The organism is Streptosporangium minutum, from assembly GCF_002149035.1.
GTDB lineage: Bacteria > Actinomycetota > Actinomycetes > Streptosporangiales > Streptosporangiaceae > Streptosporangium > Streptosporangium minutum.
In genome coordinates this window covers 74,270-95,405 of record NZ_NGFP01000001.1, presented here as the reverse complement: position 1 = coordinate 95,405, position 21,136 = coordinate 74,270, and the positions used below count along the sequence as shown (strand labels likewise).

General features: G+C 66.9%; 11 protein-coding genes. 2 read left to right on the top strand and 9 right to left on the bottom strand.

Features of this window, described 5'->3' with window-relative positions; translation table 11 throughout:
• Positions 1–208: 208 nt before the first annotated feature.
• The 4 genes from CA984_RS00375 to CA984_RS00360 all read right to left on the bottom strand — a co-directional run bounded on the left by CA984_RS00375 (position 209) and on the right by CA984_RS00360 (position 5,136).
• Positions 209–1,426 carry an MFS transporter gene (locus CA984_RS00375; RefSeq protein ID WP_086566501.1) on the bottom strand — a complete coding sequence of 406 codons (1,218 nt, stop codon included), beginning with the start codon at positions 1,424–1,426 and terminating at the stop codon, positions 209–211.
• Between the two features lie 319 nt (positions 1,427–1,745).
• A complete protein-coding gene (locus CA984_RS00370; RefSeq protein WP_086566499.1) occupies positions 1,746–2,912 on the bottom strand; it encodes a glycosyltransferase family 4 protein in 1,167 nt (388 codons plus the stop codon).
• Positions 2,909–3,781 carry a sulfotransferase family protein gene (locus CA984_RS00365; RefSeq protein ID WP_086566497.1) on the bottom strand — a complete coding sequence of 291 codons (873 nt, stop codon included), beginning with the start codon at positions 3,779–3,781 and terminating at the stop codon, positions 2,909–2,911. Before CA984_RS00365 ends, CA984_RS00370 begins: the two co-directional genes overlap by 4 nt.
• Before the next feature lie 131 nt (positions 3,782–3,912).
• Positions 3,913–5,136, bottom strand: a complete 1,224-nt coding sequence (locus CA984_RS00360) for a DUF2804 domain-containing protein (protein WP_341351693.1) — start codon at positions 5,134–5,136, stop codon at positions 3,913–3,915.
• A gap of 228 nt (positions 5,137–5,364) precedes the next feature.
• Here CA984_RS00360 and CA984_RS00355 point away from each other — a divergent pair, with 228 nt between their 5' ends.
• Positions 5,365–5,781: a hypothetical protein gene (locus CA984_RS00355; RefSeq protein ID WP_086566495.1), complete on the top strand. Its 417-nt coding sequence runs from the start codon at positions 5,365–5,367 to the stop codon at positions 5,779–5,781.
• 956 nt (positions 5,782–6,737) lie between these two features.
• Positions 6,738–7,526, top strand: a complete 789-nt coding sequence (locus tag CA984_RS00350) for a DUF2637 domain-containing protein (RefSeq protein ID WP_165781046.1) — start codon at positions 6,738–6,740, stop codon at positions 7,524–7,526.
• A 400-nt stretch (positions 7,527–7,926) separates the two neighbouring features.
• Here the strand turns inward: CA984_RS00350 and CA984_RS00345 are convergent, their stop codons facing one another.
• The 5 genes from CA984_RS00345 to CA984_RS00325 all read right to left on the bottom strand — a co-directional run bounded on the left by CA984_RS00345 (position 7,927) and on the right by CA984_RS00325 (position 20,984).
• Complete coding sequence (locus CA984_RS00345) at positions 7,927–8,169, bottom strand: hypothetical protein (protein WP_133061490.1); 243 nt, start codon at positions 8,167–8,169, stop codon at positions 7,927–7,929.
• Between the two features lie 495 nt (positions 8,170–8,664).
• Entirely contained in the window at positions 8,665–9,546 is an 882-nt protein-coding gene (locus CA984_RS45265; protein ID WP_133061489.1) for a hypothetical protein, read from the bottom strand.
• Positions 9,455–14,182, bottom strand: a complete 4,728-nt coding sequence (locus CA984_RS00335) for a hypothetical protein (protein WP_133061488.1) — start codon at positions 14,180–14,182, stop codon at positions 9,455–9,457. Before CA984_RS00335 ends, CA984_RS45265 begins: the two co-directional genes overlap by 92 nt.
• Positions 14,146–15,720 (bottom strand): AAA family ATPase, encoded by a 1,575-nt coding sequence (locus CA984_RS00330; protein WP_133061487.1) that lies wholly within the window; start codon positions 15,718–15,720, stop codon positions 14,146–14,148. The genes CA984_RS00335 and CA984_RS00330 overlap by 37 nt, the downstream gene beginning before the upstream one ends.
• 650 nt (positions 15,721–16,370) lie before the next feature.
• Positions 16,371–20,984 carry an ATP-binding protein gene (locus CA984_RS00325; RefSeq protein ID WP_133061486.1) on the bottom strand — a complete coding sequence of 1,538 codons (4,614 nt, stop codon included), beginning with the start codon at positions 20,982–20,984 and terminating at the stop codon, positions 16,371–16,373.
• Positions 20,985–21,136 lie beyond the last annotated feature (152 nt).

The following is a 21,136-nucleotide window of genomic DNA, read 5'->3' as shown; positions in this document are numbered from 1 at the left end:
CATGTGACCGGACAGCGTTGGAACAGGGTCCTGGCCGGGAGGACCGATGATCTGCGAGACGATGCGGGCGTACGGATCCGCGGCACGGGGCCCGCCGCGCGGGAGGACCGCCGTGCCGTGATGTGTCGGAAGAGGGCTACCGGGGCTGTCGCCCGTGTCGGGAGGGGATCGCCGGGGGGCGTCGCCTCTGTGTCGTGTCGGAAGGGGGCTACCGGGAGCCGTCGCCCTGGGAGGACGCCGGGACCGGCTCGCCGCCTTCCGTGACGAGGTCACCCCGTCGCCCGCCGCGCTTGTCCAGCGCGCCGGACGCGACGGTCAGCGCGAGCGCGGCGGCCGCCATGATCGCGCCGATCCAGTTGGGCGAGGTGTAACCGAGGTCGGCGTCGATGCTCAGGCCTCCGAGGTAGGCGCCCAGGGCGATGCCGACGTTGGAGGCGGAGACCGTGACCACCGCCGCGAGGGTCGGCGCCCCCTCGGCCTTGCTGATCACCCGGGTCATCAGCCCCGGGACGGTGGCGAACCCGGCGACGCCCAGCAGCGCGAAGGTGATCGCCGCCGGCACCTGGTAGCCGGCGGTGAAGGTGAACACGGCCAGCACGGCCGTGAGCGCGGCCAGCGCGGTGGCGAGGGTGGGGATCAGCGCGCGGTCCGCGTAACGGCCGCCGAGCGTGTTGCCCACGACCAGCCCGATGCCGAAGAGGGCGAGCAGGGGGGTGAGCGCCTCCTCCGAGTAGCCGGTCACCTCGGTCAGCATCGGCGCGACGTAGGTGAAGGAGGCGAACAGCGCGCCGAGGCTCAGCGCCGTCATGGCCAGCGCGAGCCCCACCTGCGGCCGGCGGAAGACCGCCAGCTCCCGGCCCACCCGGGCGTCCGCCCGGGACGGCTGCCTGGGGATCAGCCGGGCGATGCCGGCGAGGCCGACCAGCCCGATGCCGACGAGCATCCAGAAGGTGACACGCCACCCGAAGTTCTGCCCGACCCAGGTTCCCAGGGGCGCCCCGACGACGTTGGCGGCGGCACCCCCGGTGAAGACCATCGCGATCGCGCGGGCCTTCCTGCTGTCGTCGACCAGGTCGGCGGCCACGACGGAGGCGACTCCGAGGAAGGCGCCGTGGCAGATCGCGGTCGTGACGCGTCCCAGCATCAGCAGCGCGTAGCCGGGCGCCAGGGCCGACAGCAGGTTGCCGAAGATGAAGATCAACATCAGGATGAGCAGCATGCTCTTGCGGGGCATGCGTATGCCGGCCGCGACCAGCAGCGGTCCCCCCACGACGACGCCCAGCGCGTATCCGGAGATGAGGAAGCCGGCTGTCGTGATGCTGACCGACAGATCGCCGGCGACGTTGGGAAGCAGTCCCATGACCACGAATTCGGTGGTCCCGATCCCAAAAGAACTCAACGTGAGCGCGAGCAGGGCAAGCGGCATCCCAGCGGACTCCTTCGGTACGTTACTGAATGACGGGCCCCGGATATCACGGAGACAGGCGGTGGCATCCGGGCGCGCGAAGAAAGAGAGAACGAACGCTGCTTTTACCGGAAAAACTCACTCGGGCGCGGATTCAATCAGGCCGTTCGGCCGTATCGATTTCCTGCCGGCTCATGCAGATCACTCTTTAATAAGTGAACCTCACCCTCATCCTTCCGTGCAATCTGCACGGCGGTCAGTTTGGTCAGAATGAGGTCAGTTTGGTCAGAACTGTTAACTTCGAGTTCTCATGACCACGCCGCCCCCGGAGGGCGGGCGTTCAGCGCTCCGCGGTGGGGGGCTCGGCCCGCAGGAGTTCGGTGAACAACCTCTCCCACAGCGGGGTGACGGCCTCGGGGGCGTAGTCCCGCGCGGTCCGCACGGCCGCGGCGCCCATCCGCCGCCGCAGTTCCCGATCGTCGATGAGGCGGTTGACGGCCGCCGCCAGCGCGTCGACGTCCCGGGGCGGCACGAGCAGCCCGTCGACCTCCTCGGTGATGACGTCGCGCGGACCGGTCGGGCAGTCGAAGGCGACGACCGGCAGCGCGTGGGACATCGCCTCGATCATCACCATCGGCAACCCCTCGAACCGGGAGCTGAGCACGTACAGGGAGGCCTGGGCCAGTTCCTCGTCCAGCCGGTCGCTGCGCCCCATCAGGGTGACGTTGTCGGCGAGACGGTGCTCCTTGATGAGCGCGCGCAGCTCGGCCTTCTTCGGGCCGGTGCCGTAGATGCGCAGCCGCCAGTCCGGATGGTGGCGCACGACCTGTTCGAACGCCGGGATGAGCAGGTCGAACCCCTTCTGGGTGACGAGGCGCCCGGCGGCGATCACGAGCCGGTTCTCCTGTCGCGACGGCGTCTGGTCGAGGGTGTGGACCGCGTTGGGGATCCGCACGACCGGGGTGCCGGGCAGCAGCGCCTGGTAGTCCTTGCGGTCGGTCCCGGTGAGCACCGCGACCGCGTCCAGGCGGCCGTAGTGGCGGGCGATCTCCCTGCGGACGCTTTCGGGGTGGGTGGCCAGGTTCATGTGCTCCTGCGCGATCCGCACCACGCTCGCGGGAGTACGGCGGGCGGAGATGAGGTTCAGTGCCGGGCGGGTGGTGACCAGGATGCCGTCCTCCAGCGCGGAGACGTAGTCGATGACGGCCCGCTCCACCCGCTCGGTGAAGTAGGACGCCGCGAACTCGCCATGGGGAACGATCTTCCCGCGGACCCGCCGCCAGACCCTGCGGCCCAGCGAGTCGGCGCGCACGCCGCCGCGCTGGTCCGTCAGCGCGGTGACCTCGACGCGCGGGTCGATGCGGAACCTGGGGGTGTCGCGGCGCCGTACCGCGCTGACGATCTCGACGTCGTGCCCGGCGGCGGCCATCGCGTTGGCCTGGTTGACCACGGTGCGGATCGTGCCGCCCATCCCGTAGGCGTGCAGGAGCATGTAGCGGATCCTCATGAGCCCGCCAGGTAACCCCAGGTGACGGAGATCGGCCGCAGGATCTCGGGGATCTGCTCGGACGTCGGGAGGTCACGCCCTCGCTGCACGACCCCCGACTGGATCTTGTCCTTCCAGTCGCCGAGGCCCTTCTGGATCACCGCCTGCTCGCCGTAGGAGAGCATCCCGGGTTCCCACGGGACGTCGAGGAAGTCGCAGACGCGCCGGGTCTCGGTCTCCGGGTCACCGGTCAGGTCCTCGTAGCGGACCGTCAGGCCGGTGAGGGCGCGGCGGGCCCGCTGCACGGCCTTCATGTAGCGCAGGGCGTCGGCGGCGGCCTCCTCCGCGTTCCGCCGGTCCGGGGCGGCCTCGTGCCAGGACCTCGCGACGGAGGCGGGGTGGCGCAGCAGGAAGACGAAGCGGGCGTCGGGCCAGCAGGTGGCGATGCGTTCGAAGGCGAAGGCGTTGGCCGGGGTCTTGTCCACGACGAAGGACTTACCGCTGCGCACCAGCTCCCGGTGGAGCACCCGGTCCCACAGCAGGTGCTCCAGGTCGGCCCGGTTGTGGCCGAGGGCGTCCATCGCCTTCTCGGACAGCGAGGTGCCGAAGCCCACGGTCAACCGGCGCACGTGCAGCTCGTGCGGGGCGTGCAGCATCGAGTGGGCGTTGAGCACCGCCCGCAGCAGCGTGGAGCCGGACCTGACCGGAGAGAGGATGAAGATCGGCGCGGTCAGCAGCCGGTCCGCCGCCGGGTCGGCCGGCGGCCGTACAAGAGCCTTCTCCGCACCGGCGGGGGCCGCGGCGGGCGTGGGTCCTGCTTTCCCTACCCGGTTAAGCTGGAATCCGGTGAATCTGACCAGGGCGTTGTTGACCGTACGCTGCCAGTTCATGCCGGAAGAGGCTACTCATCTTTCCTGACAGTTCACTGTGTGTTCAAGTCAACACCCGTGCGAGAGGGCGGCTCGCACGCCCGCCGGCCGGAGCCTGGCCGGCTGCCGGCGGCGGTTCTCACGTGGTCCGGCTACCAGCGGTTACGGGCCTCCTCCGCCCAGCCGACCAGGCCGTCGAGGTCGACCCACGTGCCGTCGTCGGTCCGCGCCCGCCCGGAGAAATGGCCGAAGCACTGGTGCGTCTCACTGCCCACCACACCGAGGTTGGTGCGCGCCACCTTCTCGTGGAAGGGGTGGAACTCCACCTCGACCCGTGAGCCGGTGATCCGCCACGGACGCAGCCAGTCCGTCCGGTCGTAGCTCCAGGCCAGCTCCTCGCCGATCTTGTGCAGCCGTCCGTCCACGAACAGCGCGTTCTCCGTCATGCCGGTGCCGTCGGTCCACTTCCCGCCGAGCTGGATCGCCCTGCCGTGGCCGCTGCCCGCGGCCCAGTTCCAGGTGATCGAGTACGGCCACTTGCCGCGGCCGTGGTCGAGCACCGCGAACGAGTCCGTCTCGCTCACCGCGTACTCGCCGGACTCCAGCCGGATCCGCCCGCGCACCGGGCGTCCGACGTCCTTGACCGTGTACTGGAACCGGCGAGGCCCCCAGGGGACCACCACGCCGAGCGACTCGTGCCCCTCCGGCAGCGGCACGTCGAGATCCACCTCGACGCCGGGCGCGACGGCACGCAGCGAGGTGCCGTCGGGACGCTGGTCGATGTCGATCGTCACGCCGCCGCCGCGGACGGACGCTCGCCCGGCGCCGCTGCGCTCCGGCAGCACGGCACCGCGTGCCAGCGGCACCACGACGTCCTTGACGGTCTCCACGCCGGTGGCGCGGTCCAGCACGTAAACGCCGTGCAGCCCGGCGTAGTCCAGCGACGACGCCACGAGCCCGACCACGTGGCCCGGGGTGACGATCCCCCAGTATTCCCAGCGCTTGTCCCTCCCCCAGCCGCGCAGGTTCGCCCGGTGCAGCGGACGCCGCGTCCAGCCCACCGCCCCAGGGTTGAGCCGCCCGTCCGGAAGGCACAGGTCAACGGGGACGGTGATCTCCCCTTCATGGGTCAACATAGCCAGAGGGTAGCGGCCGGAGATCGTCATGTCGTGGCGGGGCGTCCCCTCCGCCCGTACCGAGACCGCCTCCGCCGCGCCGGGGCCGAGGGCCACGGCGCGGCGGAGGAACTCAGCCGGCTCCTGGACCGGCCGCCGCAGGCACTCCACGCCGGACTCGCTGTCGCCCCGCAGGCCCGCCGGGGTGTGGCAGTGGACATCGATCGCGGCACGCGGGGGCGCGCCGTAGTCGTTGATCACGCCCAGATATCCCGACCGGTCCAGTGGTCTGCAAAGAGATCGTCAAGCGGGAAGGCGTCCCTCATACCCCAGCAGGTAGCACCCGGCGAGGCCGTTTCGGCGCTTACCTAATACGCCATAAATCCCCATACGCCATAAATCCCCCTGTATATGATCATGGGGCCCTTCGTCCCCACGAGGCTCACGGGTCTCGTGGGGCGGCAATGATCGACAGAAGGAACGAACCCCATGAGAACTCGGAGCAAGATCGCAACTCTGGCGAGTGCGGCGCTGGTCTCCACCTGGCTGGTGGCCGGCGCCGCTCCGGCCAGCGCGGCCGGTCCCTGCGGCGGCGGCTACAGCCGCGTCGGCGTCTACGCCATCCCCGCCAGCGGTGCCAGGACGGGCACCCTGGAGGTCTACTACAGCTCCAGTTCGGGCAAGAACTGCGCCCTCGCCTACGGCTACGGTTCCTACGCCGGCCGGGTGACCCGCAAGGCGGTCGCGCTCGGCCTCGGCGGAGCGACAGCCTGGGCCGGCGCCGACAACGGAATGTTCGCGCACTACGCGGGTCCGGTGTACGTCTCGGCCCGGGGCAAGTGCATCGACGTCCGGGGGCAGGTCGGGGCCAAGGTGCGGCATCTGAACAGGGTGCACTGCGGCTGAGTGAGCGGGCAGTCGCACGACACCCGCGTTCGCCGGTGTGGTGCCGGGAGATCGGCGCGTCGGCGGGTGAGGTGTCCGGTCGACATGGGAGTCGGCCACGGTCTTCTCAAAGTTAGTTGATCACGGTTTGGCTGCTTGTCCGCTGTCGGCCCCGCGCCCGTGGGGATGGTCCGGCTCTGAGGCGGGCCATGGCCTCCTCGTCCTCGTCGGTCCCGTGCCTGCGGGGATGATTCCTGGACACCCTCGTCGTCGCCCAGCGGGTCGATCCTCCGGAGGCCGAGGCGCCTGCCGTCGCCTGGCGGCAGGTCGCCGAGTCCGGCCAGAGTCCGGCCCGGCACCGGGTGGCTCTGGAGGCCGGGGCCGATCCGGCGGTGGTCGCGGGCTGGACCCAGGAGGAGAGCAGGCAGGGAAGGCGGAGGCGGAGCGGCGGCTCCGGCGTGCTCCGCTGCGCTCACGCCGGCTCGACCGGGACGGGTCGCCCGAGACGATGCGTGCGCTGGGCGGCATGGTGAGGATCTCGGGCGAAGCGGAGACCGCCCGCAAGACGAGGATCTACGCGGATCGGGCCTCACGCTCACCTGCCACCTTGAAACCAGAAAGGTGCTGACCAGCTCAAGAGCCGACCAGCACCTCATAGGTGAACCAAGTGTGTCCGAGGGGGGACTTGAACCCTTCGCCCATCTCCTGAGCAGCACCGACGCTCCGTGGCTGGACCTCTCATGTCCGGAATAGGCGCGCAGAGAGGGGGCGGTGCCCACACCCACCTCAACGAGATTGGGTCCTACCTTGCGGCACACGCCCATGCCGGGGAAGCTCAGCAACCGCCAGTTCAGGATCCTCAGCAGACGATCTCAACTGCGCTCAGGGCAGCGGTGGTAAGGGGGCAGGAGCTCGGTGATCGCAGCACCGAACTCCTTCCTGCATCCCAGCAATCTGATCAACCCGGAAGCCAGGCCGTGCGCAGCGCCTCGACACCAGAAATTGCCGAGGAGGTGGTTCTGGTCGAAGGGGCTTGGGTCGAGCGTACTCATCGCGATCGGATTGGGGACCGGGTCATCCTGGGCTTTGCGGTGGTTGTCCTGCTGGCGGCTGCCGGCGCGGCTGCCTACGTCTCGTACCACCACTTCTACGGTCTGGCGATCGCTTTGGGTGAGCGGCACGACATGGCCATTCTGTATCCGGCGATGTCTGACGGTGTGATCGTCATGGCGTCGCTGGTGATGGTTTATTGCTCGCGTCGTCGGCTTCGCGTGCCAGTGCTGGCGTGGGTGGCGCTCGCCCTGGGAGGTGCGGTGACACTGGCGGCGAATGTGGCGCACGGCTGGTCCGGTGGACTTGGATCGCGGCTGATCAGTGCCCTGGCACCGCTGGCTTTCGCGGGAGCGTACGAGCTACTGATGTGGATCGTTCGCAACAACCGGCGACCATTGGGCGAGGTCAAGGCGCAAGAGCACGTGTGCCAGCTCATGGAGACCGTGGTCGAGGTGGAACGGGTGGTACCGGTGCTGCCTATCGACCGGCATGAAGCGGCGCGGCTCAGCTACATCGACAGCCTTGGCGAGGGTAAGCAGCGCATCGGTCGGCGCCCACTGATGCGCCGGTGGGGATTGGAGCAGCGCGAAGCAGAGGAGATCATTGCTGAGGTGGAGAAAGAAAGGACACAATCCGCCGATGTGGAAAGGAGTGAAGCGTCAAATACGAAGGACCAGATGTCGTTGAACCCCATGTATGAGGACGGGGCGTAAAATGCAGCTGACCGCTGCAATGTGCGGATGTTGTTCTCGCCTGTGATCGCGAACACCGCGACCGGTAGGTCCGCGTTTCCCTCTCCACCGCTTTGGTGGAGAGGGAAGTGAATTCCTACTCATCCGTCCGTGTCGAAGTTCCAGGTTCGCGGAGGGGACGTCAAGGGTGGCATGCTCCGGAACGTAATGCCCGGCCTGGATACTGCCCGATACTCTCGGACGTTCCTGGAAACCCACCAGGAAGATCGACAAAAGATGAATCCGCCTGTGACCTGCTGTCAGCTCGTGGAACTGCAGTACTTCGATGGGCTGCTCATCCCTCGATATGCGGGCGGCACGACGTTGTCGATCGGATAGACCAGCTCACGGAGCCGCTCATTTATCGCGGAATTCGGTGGGGTTAGGCCGCGCGGGAGCGCCGACTGCGGCGAGCCGTCTCAACAAAATTGAGCATTGCGCGGCCGAAATCTTCGGCCTGATCCACGGTGAGCTCTACGTCTCGGACCCCCCACAGGTCGATGAAAGGCCCTTTATCGTCGTAATCCGGGGTGTTGAACATCTGGATCTCCCCGAAGACCTGGCTGGAGTGCATGGCAACGCAGTAAGCGTCCTGAGGCGACATGCCGCCGCTTTCATGCTGCATTCACCATGCCTGGCAGGCCGTGGAAAGACGATGAAACCTCATCCGCTTGACCATTGGCTATAGCCCCTTCCTGATCGAGCCCAGGAGTCGCTGTTGCCGCACTACCCGGGGTTTCTTCGGGCCGATCTTGCTCGACGTAAATCCGCGTCATGAGATCAGCAGTGCCCGGACGATAGATCTCCTGGCCGATGTCGATTACGCAGAAACCAGACTCTCGCACGGCCTAGTCAGCCCGAGTCGTTTAAGGACGTAGCGGGTCAAATATGACAGCCCTCAGGTTGCCGAATGTGCACCTGGAGTATAAGCATATGCATCCACCTCTCGCCGACCGACTGTTTCGAATGCGGAGGGGTGCGTGATAACAGCTCGACGTACGTGTTCAGGAGCCCTGCCGTAGCTGCCACCCCCTCGTCTCATACGCATCGGCAGATTACGGCCCGCTCCTGGCCCGTGGCTGGTAATCACGTTTCATTCCGTTGATCTTGTGTACCGCCGTCAGCTTTCCGCCGCAACCAGGTCAGGGCCGCCTGATCGGTTGTTTTCCCGCACTGCAGCGTCCTCCTTGGTGGCGTCATCGGACGCAGTTCCGCCGGGTTCGCTGCCGGTGCTCACCTCCGCGTGATCGTCGCTGCCATTAACACGAGAGCAGAGGTCCAAAATGGCCTGACGGTAGTCATTGGCAAGGACAGCGAGCGGATGGAGCGGGGCAGGTGCGGCATCGGCCACATCTGCCTCGCCGGCGTCGGTCGCCTCTCCGGTGGTGATAACGGGTTGCCGGGTCTGCTGCGCCATCCCGACGCCAAGACGGTCGAGGCGTTGTTCGGCCGTTGCGGCGCGGGTCAGCATTGTGACCTCGTTCGGAGTGAGCTTTTCGCCGAATGCGGCGAGCCAGCCCTGCTCAAGGTTCTCCTCGCCGACGACTATGAGGTCGAGCAGCGCGGCCAGGACGCGGTGGTGAAGATCCTGGAGTTGGTCGAGGATGGTGCCTCGCTGCCAGCGGGGAGCGTCGAGGTCGGGAACGTCGTTGAGGAGTTCGACGAGCCTGACGGCGCGAGGTGGGGGCCATCCCGAAGGCCAGGACGAGCGGTAGTCCCAGAGTTGGAGGATCGCCGTGCGAGCGTCGGCGGCCTGAGCGGATGCGTCCGGTTCACCGGCCGCTTTGGCCTGTTCGGCGGCGTGGATGAGTCCAGCGGTGTGGTGGGCGAGCCATCGGGTGAGAGTGTTGTTTGTTCGAACTTCGTCGAGGTCTTTGAGGATTTGCTCGCCAAAGCGGACGACGGGGTCCTCATCGGCTAGTGATGTGGCCGTCAGGGGTGATGAGGTAGACGCGGCTTCGGGGGAGCCGGTAGTTGTTAGCGGAATTCCGGCGTCGTCCAATTTGGACCTCCACGATGAGGGTCATTCCGGCCTTGGAGAGGAATCGCAGCAGCGGCTCTGTCGCGACATGGAGGCGGTAGCCGGAGGAGGTGGCAACGTTGGTGTCGTCGTCAGTCCTGCGGTCGGTCCATTGGATGGTGCGTGCGATCTCGGCGCCGTCGCCGAGGAGAAGGGTGATCCCCTTCGCGTCCGGGGCTGCGCCGGTCATCTGACGAAATAGGCGACCGGGCAGAGGACACTGCGCGTGCAGGTCGTAGGCATACGGGTCGTGCTCGTCCAGCCGGTCGCGGTCGCTGCGGGGGGCGGCGAGCCAGCCGCGCAGGACGAACGGGCCGTGGTCGACCTCGAATTCGTCCTCGTCTTCTTGCGGGAGCTTCCAGTCGGTCGGATTGGCCGCCGCGGCGAGCGCCCGTTGCAGGTCGGCAGCGCGCTCAGGGGCGACGAGCGCCGACCAGATAGATATCTTGCCGTAGGCGCCGGACCGGTTTACATGAGTGTGGCCGGCGACGACGGTCCTGTCAGGGACACGCCCATCGACCAGGCCGAGCGCGTCATCGTAGTCCTGGTCCGCGGGAGTGTCCCAATCATCGAGCGGCGGCAAGTGACCGAACAGGCTGGGTTCGGCCGGCACCGGGTGGCCGAGATCGGAAACCCAGGCATTGACGCTGCTGGGGAGGTGCGGGGCCAGCCAATCCCACCACGGGTCTTCCGCGTCGTCGTATGGAGGGATGTGGATCGGCAGGCCAGCATCGACGAGTTCACCCGCGACGACCATCATGGCGTGGTACTCCAGGTACAGGCGCAGGTTCTCCTCGGGGGGAATCGATCCGTGGCGATGCGACATCCGCCGGTAGGAATTTCGGTCGCGTAGCTCGCGGTCGTCGCGCCACCAGTCGTCTTTGGCCATCCCCCACTTGTCGATAATCCAGCGCTCAGCGCGGTCGGCGATCTCCTGGATCGGCCGGTTGAACGCGTGAGCGAGCGGCTTGTACCAGTAGGGGATGGTGTCGATGTCGTCGAACTGGTAGCGGCGCCCGTTGGCCAGCTGGCGGTTCTCGCTTCTGTTGCCGTCTGTGCGGTGGATGGAGCAGGTGGCGGGCTGGTTCGCTACCCGGAGTAGGTCGGTGTCAGGGCCGGTGGGTCCGGCGAGCGCCAGGGCGGTCTGACGGGCGAGTTCGCGGATTTGGACGTGCGGGAACTCGCGGTTGGTCGCATGCTGGATAAAGTCAGACAGGTGGGCGATGAGCACGCTGGGGCGTTCAGCGGCGACGCGCTGCAGGGCGACCAACAGTCCGGTAGCAGCTGACATGTAGTAGAAGAGCAGCGTCGGATCTCGGAACGGCCCGGCGTCGGTGCGGTCCAGGCAGGTGACGAGCTTGCCGGCGAACTGGCGGGCATCGGCGGGGGTGGAGTGCTTCAGGAGGTCGCGCACGGCGTGGGCGGCACGCCAACGGATCGCCCGGCGAGGATGACCGAAGGCGCTCCACAGTAGAAGGACTACCGGTTCGGCGGGCGGAGTTACCGCGGCGGCTTCACCGTCTTCGGCGGTGGGGAGGCGGTCGTGGAGCAGGGCGATCACGGCTTCGGCGGCGCCGCCACGATCACACAGTCGGCCAAGGAGCGCGGCGATGTTCTGCCAGCCGAACGGAGTCAGGTGAGGCCGTGCATCAGGGAGTGCGGTGAGCACAGCGCGCCGGATGGCGTCGTCATCGGCGAACGTACGGAGTTGTTTGAGCAGCGCGTCGGTGTCCTGCGACCAGGCGAGGTCCTGCAGATGCCCGGTCAGCAACGTCGGCAGCGCGGCGGCGGCCCAATCCTTGACTCTGGGCCAGCTACGCCATTGTGTGAGGCAATGAGCCAGAACCGGGAGAACGGTCTGGACATTGGCCGCCTGGCACAGGCCGGCCACCGCCGTGAGCGTGGCCACTCGGTCCTGGGGACTGACGGACAACGCCACCCTGGTGATGTACTCGCGCATCCGCTCGCCGTACACGCCCGCTTTGGCGAACTCCGCGACATCCTCGGCGAGTGTGGCCATGCTGGCGCCGGACGGATTGACCTCCGAGGGTTGTTCGCTCACCGATAGGTCCAGGCCAGGCCATCGTTCGTCCGTGTCAGAGTCGTTGAGGCCCAACTGTGCGACCGGCTCCAGGTCGGACCTGATGGGCCCGCCGAGACCGCACCCTGCCGCCCAATCAAGGAGCTGTGTGGCCAAGGCGGGCTGGGCGCGGGCGGGCACGTCACGGCGGATCCAGTCAACGGTGCGCTTCAGCTCGACTCGGGCGTCGGCGGTACCTGACGCGTCTTTCCTCAGTGTGTCGATGATGGCCAAGCGGTACTGCAGGCGGGCGTTGTCGTCCTCGACAAGGTGGGCCAGCCTCAGCGCCTGGGCACCCGGGACTCCGCCTCCCTCAACGGCCCCGACCAGGGCCCGGGGCAGCGTCTCGGACAGCCGGACTCGTCCCTCGTCGTCCCACCGGCTCACGGCCCCCAGCGCGACCCCGGCGCTGAGGCGCCCTGCGGCCCCGGCGATGACCTCGTACGGGACGACTCCGTCAGCGGAGACGTGCAACGCGACCGTCTCCGCTGCATGGACGAGCCGGGCAGCGACCTTCGGCCGATCGGCCGCATTGATCACCGCACGGTCGGCAAGGTCGGCGTACACCGATAGCAGGCGAGCGGCATCATCGTTGATTCCGGTCGCCGCATCGACCGCCTGGTGGAACAGCTGTCTGCCCAGCTCGGGTGCGAACTTGTCGGCGAGGTCGGCGGCGTCGGCAAGCAACTCGAGTCGCTCCGCCGCCGGGTACGCGCTCGCCTGCACATGCTCCGCAGCTCGCCCGCACAGGTCGACGGCAAGGCCGGTGTGTCCGCCGCGGATGGCGACACGAGCCGCCAGGTTCAGCCACAGTGTGGGCGCGGCGCTCCCCAGCAGCGCAGGGGCCGCGTCGGCCAACTGGCCGATCAGACTGAGGTCAGCGGCAGCATCGACGATCGCCTCGGCGGCGAGCGCCGCCCATGCACGGTAGGAGGTGTCGAAGGTGAACCAACGATGCCCGGCCTGCTCGGTACGTTCGGCGAGCTCGGCGACAACGAACGCGGTGACCTCATCACGGTCCGCCTCACCAATGGCACAGCGGGTGGCAAGCAGGGCTGCCGTCAGCAGGGGTTGAACCATCTCGGCCCACTCGCGCCGGTCATGAGCGCGGGAATCGTCAAACGTCTGCTTCCCGGTGTCCTTGTCTTCCGGCTGCAGCGACGGTGGGACCAGGTCGTCGATGGTGATCTCGGTTCCACCGAGTATGGCGGCGACCGCATGGCAGCGGAGGGTAGTGACACCAGCCTCATTGCCGTTGTTGAAAGCCCAGCGGTGAGGAGGCAGCAGGCGGGCCCAGTGCTCGGCAAGCGCTGCAGCCGCCTGCCGGTCGCCGTGTCGCGCGGCGACGGAGATCAGTCGATCGTGCCAGAGTTTCGCATTCCCTGGATCTTCGGCGAGAACCGCGGCGATCACCTCGTCGAGCCAGTCGCGGTCGGGAGCAACCGCGGGCGAGGTGGCGTATGCCAGGAAAGGTGCCTGTGTCGCGGCTGGGACATTCTGCGCACGCAGGGCATCCTGGGCCGGTCCCGGCCCGACCTCGGCGGCGATCTGTGCGGCCAGTGCCGCCGCTATGTCGGGCATGGACTTCGCGGCTCTCCTCCTCAATGGTGGCTCCAGTGGCGCCGCCATGTCGGGCGCAGACTTCGCGGACTTCCACCTCAATAGTTCGCGAACGGCCGCTTCCATCCCGTCAAGCCTGTATCGGGCCTCGGCAGCGGACGCCACGTCGTGCGTATGCAGGCTCCAGCCGTGGGCTTTCTCCGCCCCCTCGGCCTTCCGTCGGCGGAGCCACGCATCGGCGCGATCCAGTTCGGCACGCGCATCGGCATGCCGGGCTGGGTCACGGGCCAACACAGCAGCCACCCGCATCTGCGTGGGCGCGTGCCACCCATCGTCGGAGGTCTGACGCCGTGCATGCCGGCGCAGGTCATCAATGTCGGTATGCCGTATGACCAGGTCGAAGTGGGATTTCACCAGGGACGACAGTGTGTCGAGCCGGGACGCGGTGTTGCACCCGCGGACTGCCACACGAACCGCGGCCGCGGCACCGCCGATCGTTGCGGCGGCGCGTGCAGCCAGGTCGAGCCGTCGGCCCTGCACCTGGGCGCGCCGGAACCCATCGGGGATCGCCTCCGGCCAGTCCTCACTCAGCACAAGTGTCAGCACGTCGTCTAGCCGACCCGCCTCGACGAGGTGGTCAGCGACATGCGCTGCCGCATCCGCGTCGCTGCTCCGTGTGGTCAGGAACATCTCCGCGAGCCGATCATGTGCCGCGATCACATCCGCCGAATCGACGCGGTCCCGCACGTACGTCTCGAAGTCCTCGTCGCGAAACTGGATTGCCCCATCCACCAAGGTGACACCGGGAGCAAGCCCACGTGCGAACGCGACGACAGCCGTTGGATCCACGCTGAGCGCGGCAGCCAGAGTGGTGATGCCGATCGGGCGGGAGAGCGCGAGCATGGTCCCGAGCCATCGCTGCCCGCCCGCGTCGGCGCCGCTCACCTGCAGTGCCGACTCAAGCAGCATCTGGAACAAGGGCTCGGGGTGCGGGCGCAGGACTCTAGGAGGGCTGTCATCTCCCACTTGTTCGTCTCGGCCTGTGTCAGCGCGTAGTACTGGGCGCGGGGGTTTCCGTCCGTTCGGTGATGAAACGCGGTCGCGTCCGCAGGTGAGGCGTCTGACCGATAACGCCGCATGTGCGCAGTCGATGTCGTCTGGTCGAATGGCGCCAGTTCCACCTGAGGTGCGCCGGACGCATCCAATGACTTCACCCGGTGGCTTCGTGTGGTGAGCACAACCGTGGCGCGCGACGGCAGCGGCAGCCCTGTGAGCCCGGCCAGGAATCCGCGGTCGCCTCTCTTGTGGGCTGCGAAAGCCGCGTTGTCCGCCGCGTCCACCGCCAGGACGAGGACAGCGCCCGGGTCGAGTGCTTTGACAGCGTCTTCCAGCGCGCGGCCTAGCCGACGCCACAGTTCCTCGTCGGCCGCCGGCGGGCGGATGAGGAAGGGGCTTCCGCACTGCCGGGCCAAGTCGTTGATCGTCTGGGTGATGAACCGTTGTGGTGTGTGGCGCTCCTCGCCGGAACTGAGGTACTCACCGCCGCCGTAACAATCGAACAGGGTAACCACCGACCCCGATGGCAGGTGGTCACCGAGTTGCCGGATTGCGGTCGTCTTCCCCGCTCCCGCCGGACCGTGCGCCACGACGATCGCGCCCGGATGCGCGAGCAGCGTCTCCGCGATGACGCGTGCGCCCGGTGCCGGCAGCGGGTTATCCAACGGGGTCAACCGGGCGGACGCCGGATACAGATCCAGCGGATCGGCAAGGCCAAGCGCGGCCAGGACATCCTCGGCACGGATGCCTCGCCGCGTAGACTCAGGCAGAGCCTCCCTACGGACCAGTTCAAACAATCGTAGGGCTGATTCGTCGTCTCGTCCCGGTGTGAGGCTCGCCGCTCGGGCACGGACGCCGCGCGCCAGCGCGGCCCGGCCGAGCGAGCCCGTCCTTGACAGGTCGAGAACCGCCAGAAAGTCACAGAACTGCTCACTGGTGAGCACCTGGCCGACAGCATCGGACAGCCTTTTGACCACGTCGGCGTGCTGCGGGTCTGTTAGGGCCTTGAGCAGTGCGGGGCGACCCTCTCCGGGACGTCGTGAGCGCGCCCAGTGGGCAGCTGAGGCGACGGCCTCCTGCACCAGCGGGTTGCCAGGCTGGTTGCTGACGAGATGGATGTATACCTTGCGTTGGATTTCACTTCGGTCGAGCTTTTTGAGCAGCTGCAGATAGACGCCCGCGAGGTCCGCGATGACGGACCTTGTCGATGACGAGCCGCCATTAGCCGGGCGTCTAGTCCGTTTCTCGCACAAGCGGCTGACGGTCCATGCCGTCCCTGGATGCTTGGTGCTGTACTTGAGCTGGGACAGATTCACAGCAGAGGCAGCCTCGAGAGTGTCTCCGCCGAAGTACTCGGCGACATCCACCGCCTCGTAGCTCTCGTCCGGATCATCGACATGGCTCAGACCTTCGATGACGACGACTGTCTTGTCCGTGCCGGGCTCTATCAGTTCCAGCACGCGAGTCCCGGACCACCAGAAGTGGAAATCGTCCCCCGCGTTCGACTCTGGCGCTCCCAAAACCCTACTTCTCCTGCTGTCCTGTCGGGCGGCCAAGGACGATCACTTAGCTGAACCCAGCCTAGTCCCGTTGGCGTAGCGCAGGACGCTGTCGAACGGTGGCCGACCGGCCCCCGCCCTGGTCGACCGCCACAGATGAAGTCGAACAGCCCACCCTGGAGTCCGCCAGCGTCCCTTCAGCTTGCGAAAAGGACAATGTCAAAGTGATAGCAACCTGCCTCTCATCCATTTGACAAGGCAAGTTCGGTCGATCATGACGACGTGCCCGTGGTCCTCCTCAAGCGCCGGGTAGGTGAATCGGGCAGAGGCGACCAAGACTCGTACGGCCAAAGCAACGGCAATCATTCGTGTGGACACGTCATCGACAAGTTAGAGTGGCATGCCTGGCCGCCATCTCCTCGAATAGCACATGCTCCACATCGGGGGCGCCGGGAACAAATCCCGAAAGGTCCAGGTCCGACCTCGGACCAGTCGATGTGCACAAGTGGTGCGACCGCGTCGATGGCGGCGCGCCGTAATCGACGCAGGCGAGGAGTTCGACGGCGTTAAGTCCAGCTACGCGCCAGCCACTCGCCGATGATGGGGCTTGGTCAGCGGAAGATCTGTTCGATGCCGTAGACGAGGCGGTGGGCTTGAGGCCAGCCGGCTTCGATGAAGGTGTCGCAGACCTCGCGTAGCGCAGTCAGGTTCTCGGGTGTGTGCAGGGTGCTGCGGTGGTCGGCGAGGATCCTTTCGACGAAGCGCACGCATATGGCGATGCCGAGGGAGTCGCCGGTGTAGCCGCTTTGTGTGCCCGCCTGGGAGAGGACGTCCCGCACGGCGAGTAGGGCCTGCTGGGGGCAGCAGTCTAGGACGTGCTCGTAGATCTCGATGAGGTGGTGTACGACGCTGGCCACGGGGACGGCCGTGAGTGCTCGGAGGAGGGGGGTGGCTTCGTTGACGAGCCGGACCTGTTCGAGCGTGGGAGGTTGTTCGGTGTTATCGCTGGCGCCGCTGGCGGCGTACAGCTGGAAAGCGATGACGTCGAGCAAGAACAGCTCACCCTGGAGACACTCAGTCTCGGCTTCGGCCAGGGGCGACTCCAAACTCAGAGCATGCCGGACGTTGGACAGTGCGAGATCGGCCAGGCTCGTGAACAAGTCCAATGCGCGCTGACGCACGGGGCGATCAGAGTGGGTGAGGGCTCCGGCGTCCCGAAGTTCGTGGAGACAGGACGACCAGGTGCTGTTGTCGGTCCAGGTGCTGGTCATATGGTTGAGCGCGGTGTCTGCTCCTGGCGTGGCCCGATAAACCCACAGCAAAGCGGCAGCTGTTGCGCAGGTCTCCGCGGCGGAGTGGCGACCCTTACCCGGCGTGACACGTTCGATCACACGCTTGATTAGGCCGATTCCGCGCTGTGCGTCGCCCATTTTGTAGCAGGCCGACTGCACGGTGGCGGTGAGAACTGCGTCGTCGCTGTCGCGGGTGGCGAAGCCGTCCAGGAGTTGCCAGGCGGTGGTGGGGTCCGTGCGGCTGAGCATCCAGGGGGCGCGGGCGATGCTGTACCTGACCCATCCGACGGGGTCTTCGGCCAGCGTCTTGAGAGCGTCTGCGACGGGTGGGGTGTAGAGCTCGGGTATGCGGCTCACTTGGAGCAGGCCGCGTGCCGCCTCCCCTCGGGGCCCTTCCGGGATGCCCACGTCAAAGTGGGCATTGTCGGCGGTCGGCCGGGGCCGGGGGCTAGTTGCCAGGGCGAGCAGGATGTCGCGTGCGCAGGTCAGGGCCTCCACACGTGCCTCTGTGTTGCGGGTCCAGATTTCCGCTGCGTGTGCGAGTACGTCCTCGGCCTCGGCACGCGCCTGGGCGTCGGCCTCCTCCAGGGTGTTTTGGAGGGCGGCCACGGTGCCTTCGCACGCGCTGATGGCTGCCGTGTCGGGTGTCTCGTTGAAGTAGGTGGCGGTGAATTCCTTCAGCTGGGCGGTGAGGGCTCGCACTTCTGTGTTTGCGTTGCTGTCCTGGGTGCCTTCGCTGCCTCGTATGGCCTCTTCGCGTGCGGCCACTTCCCCTTCATTGTCCGTCCGTAGGTAAGGATGGGGTGTCTGATCGGCGCGCAGCGTCGGGGTTATGATGTGATCAGGAGAAAGAGCCTTTAGGAACATGCGGTAGCGCGTGAGGGCCCCGGCCGTCTGATCGTCTGTGCCGTCATCCTCCGTGTTCGCAGGCTTGAGGGCCAGGATTGCTCCCTCCAGCGCAGTCCGGTCCGGGGGTTCGAGGGTGGGATGCACGCCATGGACGAGGGCGGAGGCGGGACCCATAAGGTCCGGGGCCAGCAGTTGGGTGACGATGGTTTCCGGCTGCGGAAACAGCGCCTGCCGCAGTGTGGAGTTGCTATAGGCGGCCTGAAGGAGGCGGCGCCACACACTCGCCGACTGCGGGGCTGATGTGACGACGTGAATCAGGGCCTGGGCAACCTCCAGGTCCGCGGCAGAGGCGTGGCTTTGGATGGAGTCGAGCAGCCCGGCCAGATCTTTACTAATGTACCTGATGCTGTAGTCCCACAGGCGCGAGTCGTCCAGGACGATCTCCGCTGCTGTGCCAGCTAGGACTATCTGATGCACAGGCAGGTTCGTGCGCCCTCGGCAGCTGAGCGCGGTCAGAATCGCTACTGCCTGATTCATGTCCCAGCGTAGGACTTCCGGAAAGGCTCTCACGAGTTGGTATTTGGAGGCGTCGAAGTCCTGGCGGCGAGTGGACTGCATCGACATGACGACACCGGGTCCCATGCGGGTGGGGGCAGTCGACTCCTCCTGGTAGCTCATTGCTGCGACGTACAACTCCGACACCAGCCTCGGCAGCCGCATAATCAGCTTCGGTACGTCGGCCAGAGCGAGCAGGTCGTTGTGGCCGCGTTCTTGCAGTTGCGCCGGTTCAAGCGCCCGGCGCAGAAGGACGTAGGCGGCTTCCTGGTCGCTTGAAGCGGTGGCGATCACTGTTGTGATTGCCAGGCGGGTCGTTCCAGTCGATGGCTGGGTCCACACGTGCTCCAGCAGCCGGCGCGCCGCCAGGCCGCACGGCGCCAGAGCCTCGGGAGGCAGGCCATCGGCATCGGCGGCCAAGTCAGTCACCAGGATGCCCAGGGCAGGGCCAGCGCTGTTTGCGTCCCGGGATAGCCGTTCGGCGATGCTGGCCCACACCGCCCGGTCGACCGGCACACCATCTTTGATCGCCAACGAGACTGCGATCGCCGTCGCAACGGCGGTCCGTCGAGCCTCATCGGAGCCCTCGGCCACGCGCGCAAGGAGGGGTTCCAGGTCGTCCGGCCTGCTGGTGCTACGGGCCACGACGTCCGCGACTGCGGTTCTTGCCATCGGCGGCAGCTGAGGCGTGGCCAACTGTTCCGCCAGGGTGCAGAACGTCTCCGGTCCCTGTTCCCATGCCAGTTGCAGGAAGATGCCGACACTGGGGCGGGCGAACAGCACCAGGTCGGGATCGGCGCTCAGGCAGCCAACCAGTCCCTGGCCGGAAGTTCGGTCGCTGAACGAGACGAAATGGGTCACGGCCACGGCGTAGTCGAACAGTACATGGTGGGCGAACTGCACCGGGCCAAGCCCTGCTCCCGCTGCGACGCCGGGCACAGGAACCAGCACCGAGCTGGACAGCAGGCTCTGCAGGGCAGGCTCCGCTGCGCTGTCTCCCTCCAGCAGGCGCAGGGCGGGAACGGTCAGTCGGCGTTCGGACACCGCCTCGGCGCACAGTCGCCCAAGGACTGCCGCCCGGGCGAGACCCCCGTTCCCGCTGATGACTCGCATGTGCCAGTAGCGCTCCAGCAAGTCCAGTCGGCTGCCGAGACCCACGAGTTCGCTTGCGGTGGTTCCCTCCAGGAGGAGTTCGGCCGCCAGTCGGAGATTGAAGGGGTTGCGGAGGAGTTGCCGCTGCGGGGTGGTGGAGTCGGCCAGGAGGCCTGCCAGCTGGGGGAAGGCGTTTCCGGCTTGGTCCAGCTCCTGATCGCTCAGATCTCCCACATGCGCAGGTGCGGTCGGAAACAGCGCTCGCCACTGCCGGGAATGCTGCAGGTCCCAGGTGCGAATTGAGGCGATCACCTGCCAATGTGGAAGCCGTCGGCGCATCTCCGCAATCACCGAGTACCACAGCTCGGCTGCTGAATCGGCGCGCGCCGCATCCAAGGCGTCGATGATCAGCAGGCCGCTGCTACCGGGCGACCACTGTGCCAGCACGTCCAGCAACGGATGCTGGAGATCCAACTCAACCTGCAACGAGCCGCTGCTGGTGGCTGCGAGCCCACCTACCGCGATGAAAAGAACCGGACGCTGCGCATCGATGCCGGCTCGGGCAAGTTGGTGCAGAATTACGGTCTTACCCCCACCTGGGTCACCTTCTACCAGGAAGGACTCCTCTGCGGAGCGCGAAATGAGTTCCGTCGCCGTGCCACGCTGGATCGCTATCTGGCCCTGCGGTGCCGGGATGGTGGTGAGTCCATCCTCGAGCCGATCGAGCCCCTCCTGGGTCCAGCGCGACAGCCGCTCCACGTCCGCAGTGAAGTCCCGCATGGTGGTCAGGGCGATGCCGGAGGCGGCCAGCGACTTCTGCAGCCGCTCTTGGTCGGTATCCGTGTGAGCGATGGCCAGTTCGGCGCATTCGCCCAACAGCACCTCCCACGCAGCGCTGGCATGGTCGGGGTCGGTGATCACCATGGTGCGGAGCCGATCCAGCGCCTCGCGCTCGCCCGGCATGCCCCTCTCCACGTCCAAGACCCAGACATGGCACACCCGCAGAAGGCCTTCAAGCTCTGCAGCGGTGGGGTGAACGCCGCGCTGCTGCTTCCACGCCCTCTTTGCATGAGTGACGAATTTGTCGTGGGCGTTCCGTAGGTCTTGGCTGAGTCCGAGGAGGTCCACATGAGTACCCGCTGCCGTGCCCTGAAGGAGGGCCAGAGCTTTTCTTAGGTCGTTCCTGACCGCACCCGACGCCTCGGATGTCGTCACCAGGACAAGCCGGTCTTCTTTGTGGCCAGCGGTGAGGTGCTGCTGTACGAATTGCCTGATTGTCTTGGCCAGCTCGCTCGATTCCTTTGAGGACAGGCTGATGGAACGCTTGGCCTGAATCGCCAGTGCGGTGCCGTTGACAGTCTCGACCCGGCAGTCATCGACGGGGTCGCCGGTCTCACACGCGATCCGCCGTACTTGGCCTGACCACAAGCCGTTCACCGGAGCGGCACCCTGACCTGCAAGGGCGGCCACAGCGAACCATGCGGCAACCCGGTCTTGGTAGCGGAAGCCCCCGGCCCCTGCGCTGCCACCCACATCTGATCTCACTGACGCGCGCTCGCCCAAGAGACCCGGACCTCCTCGCAGTCGAA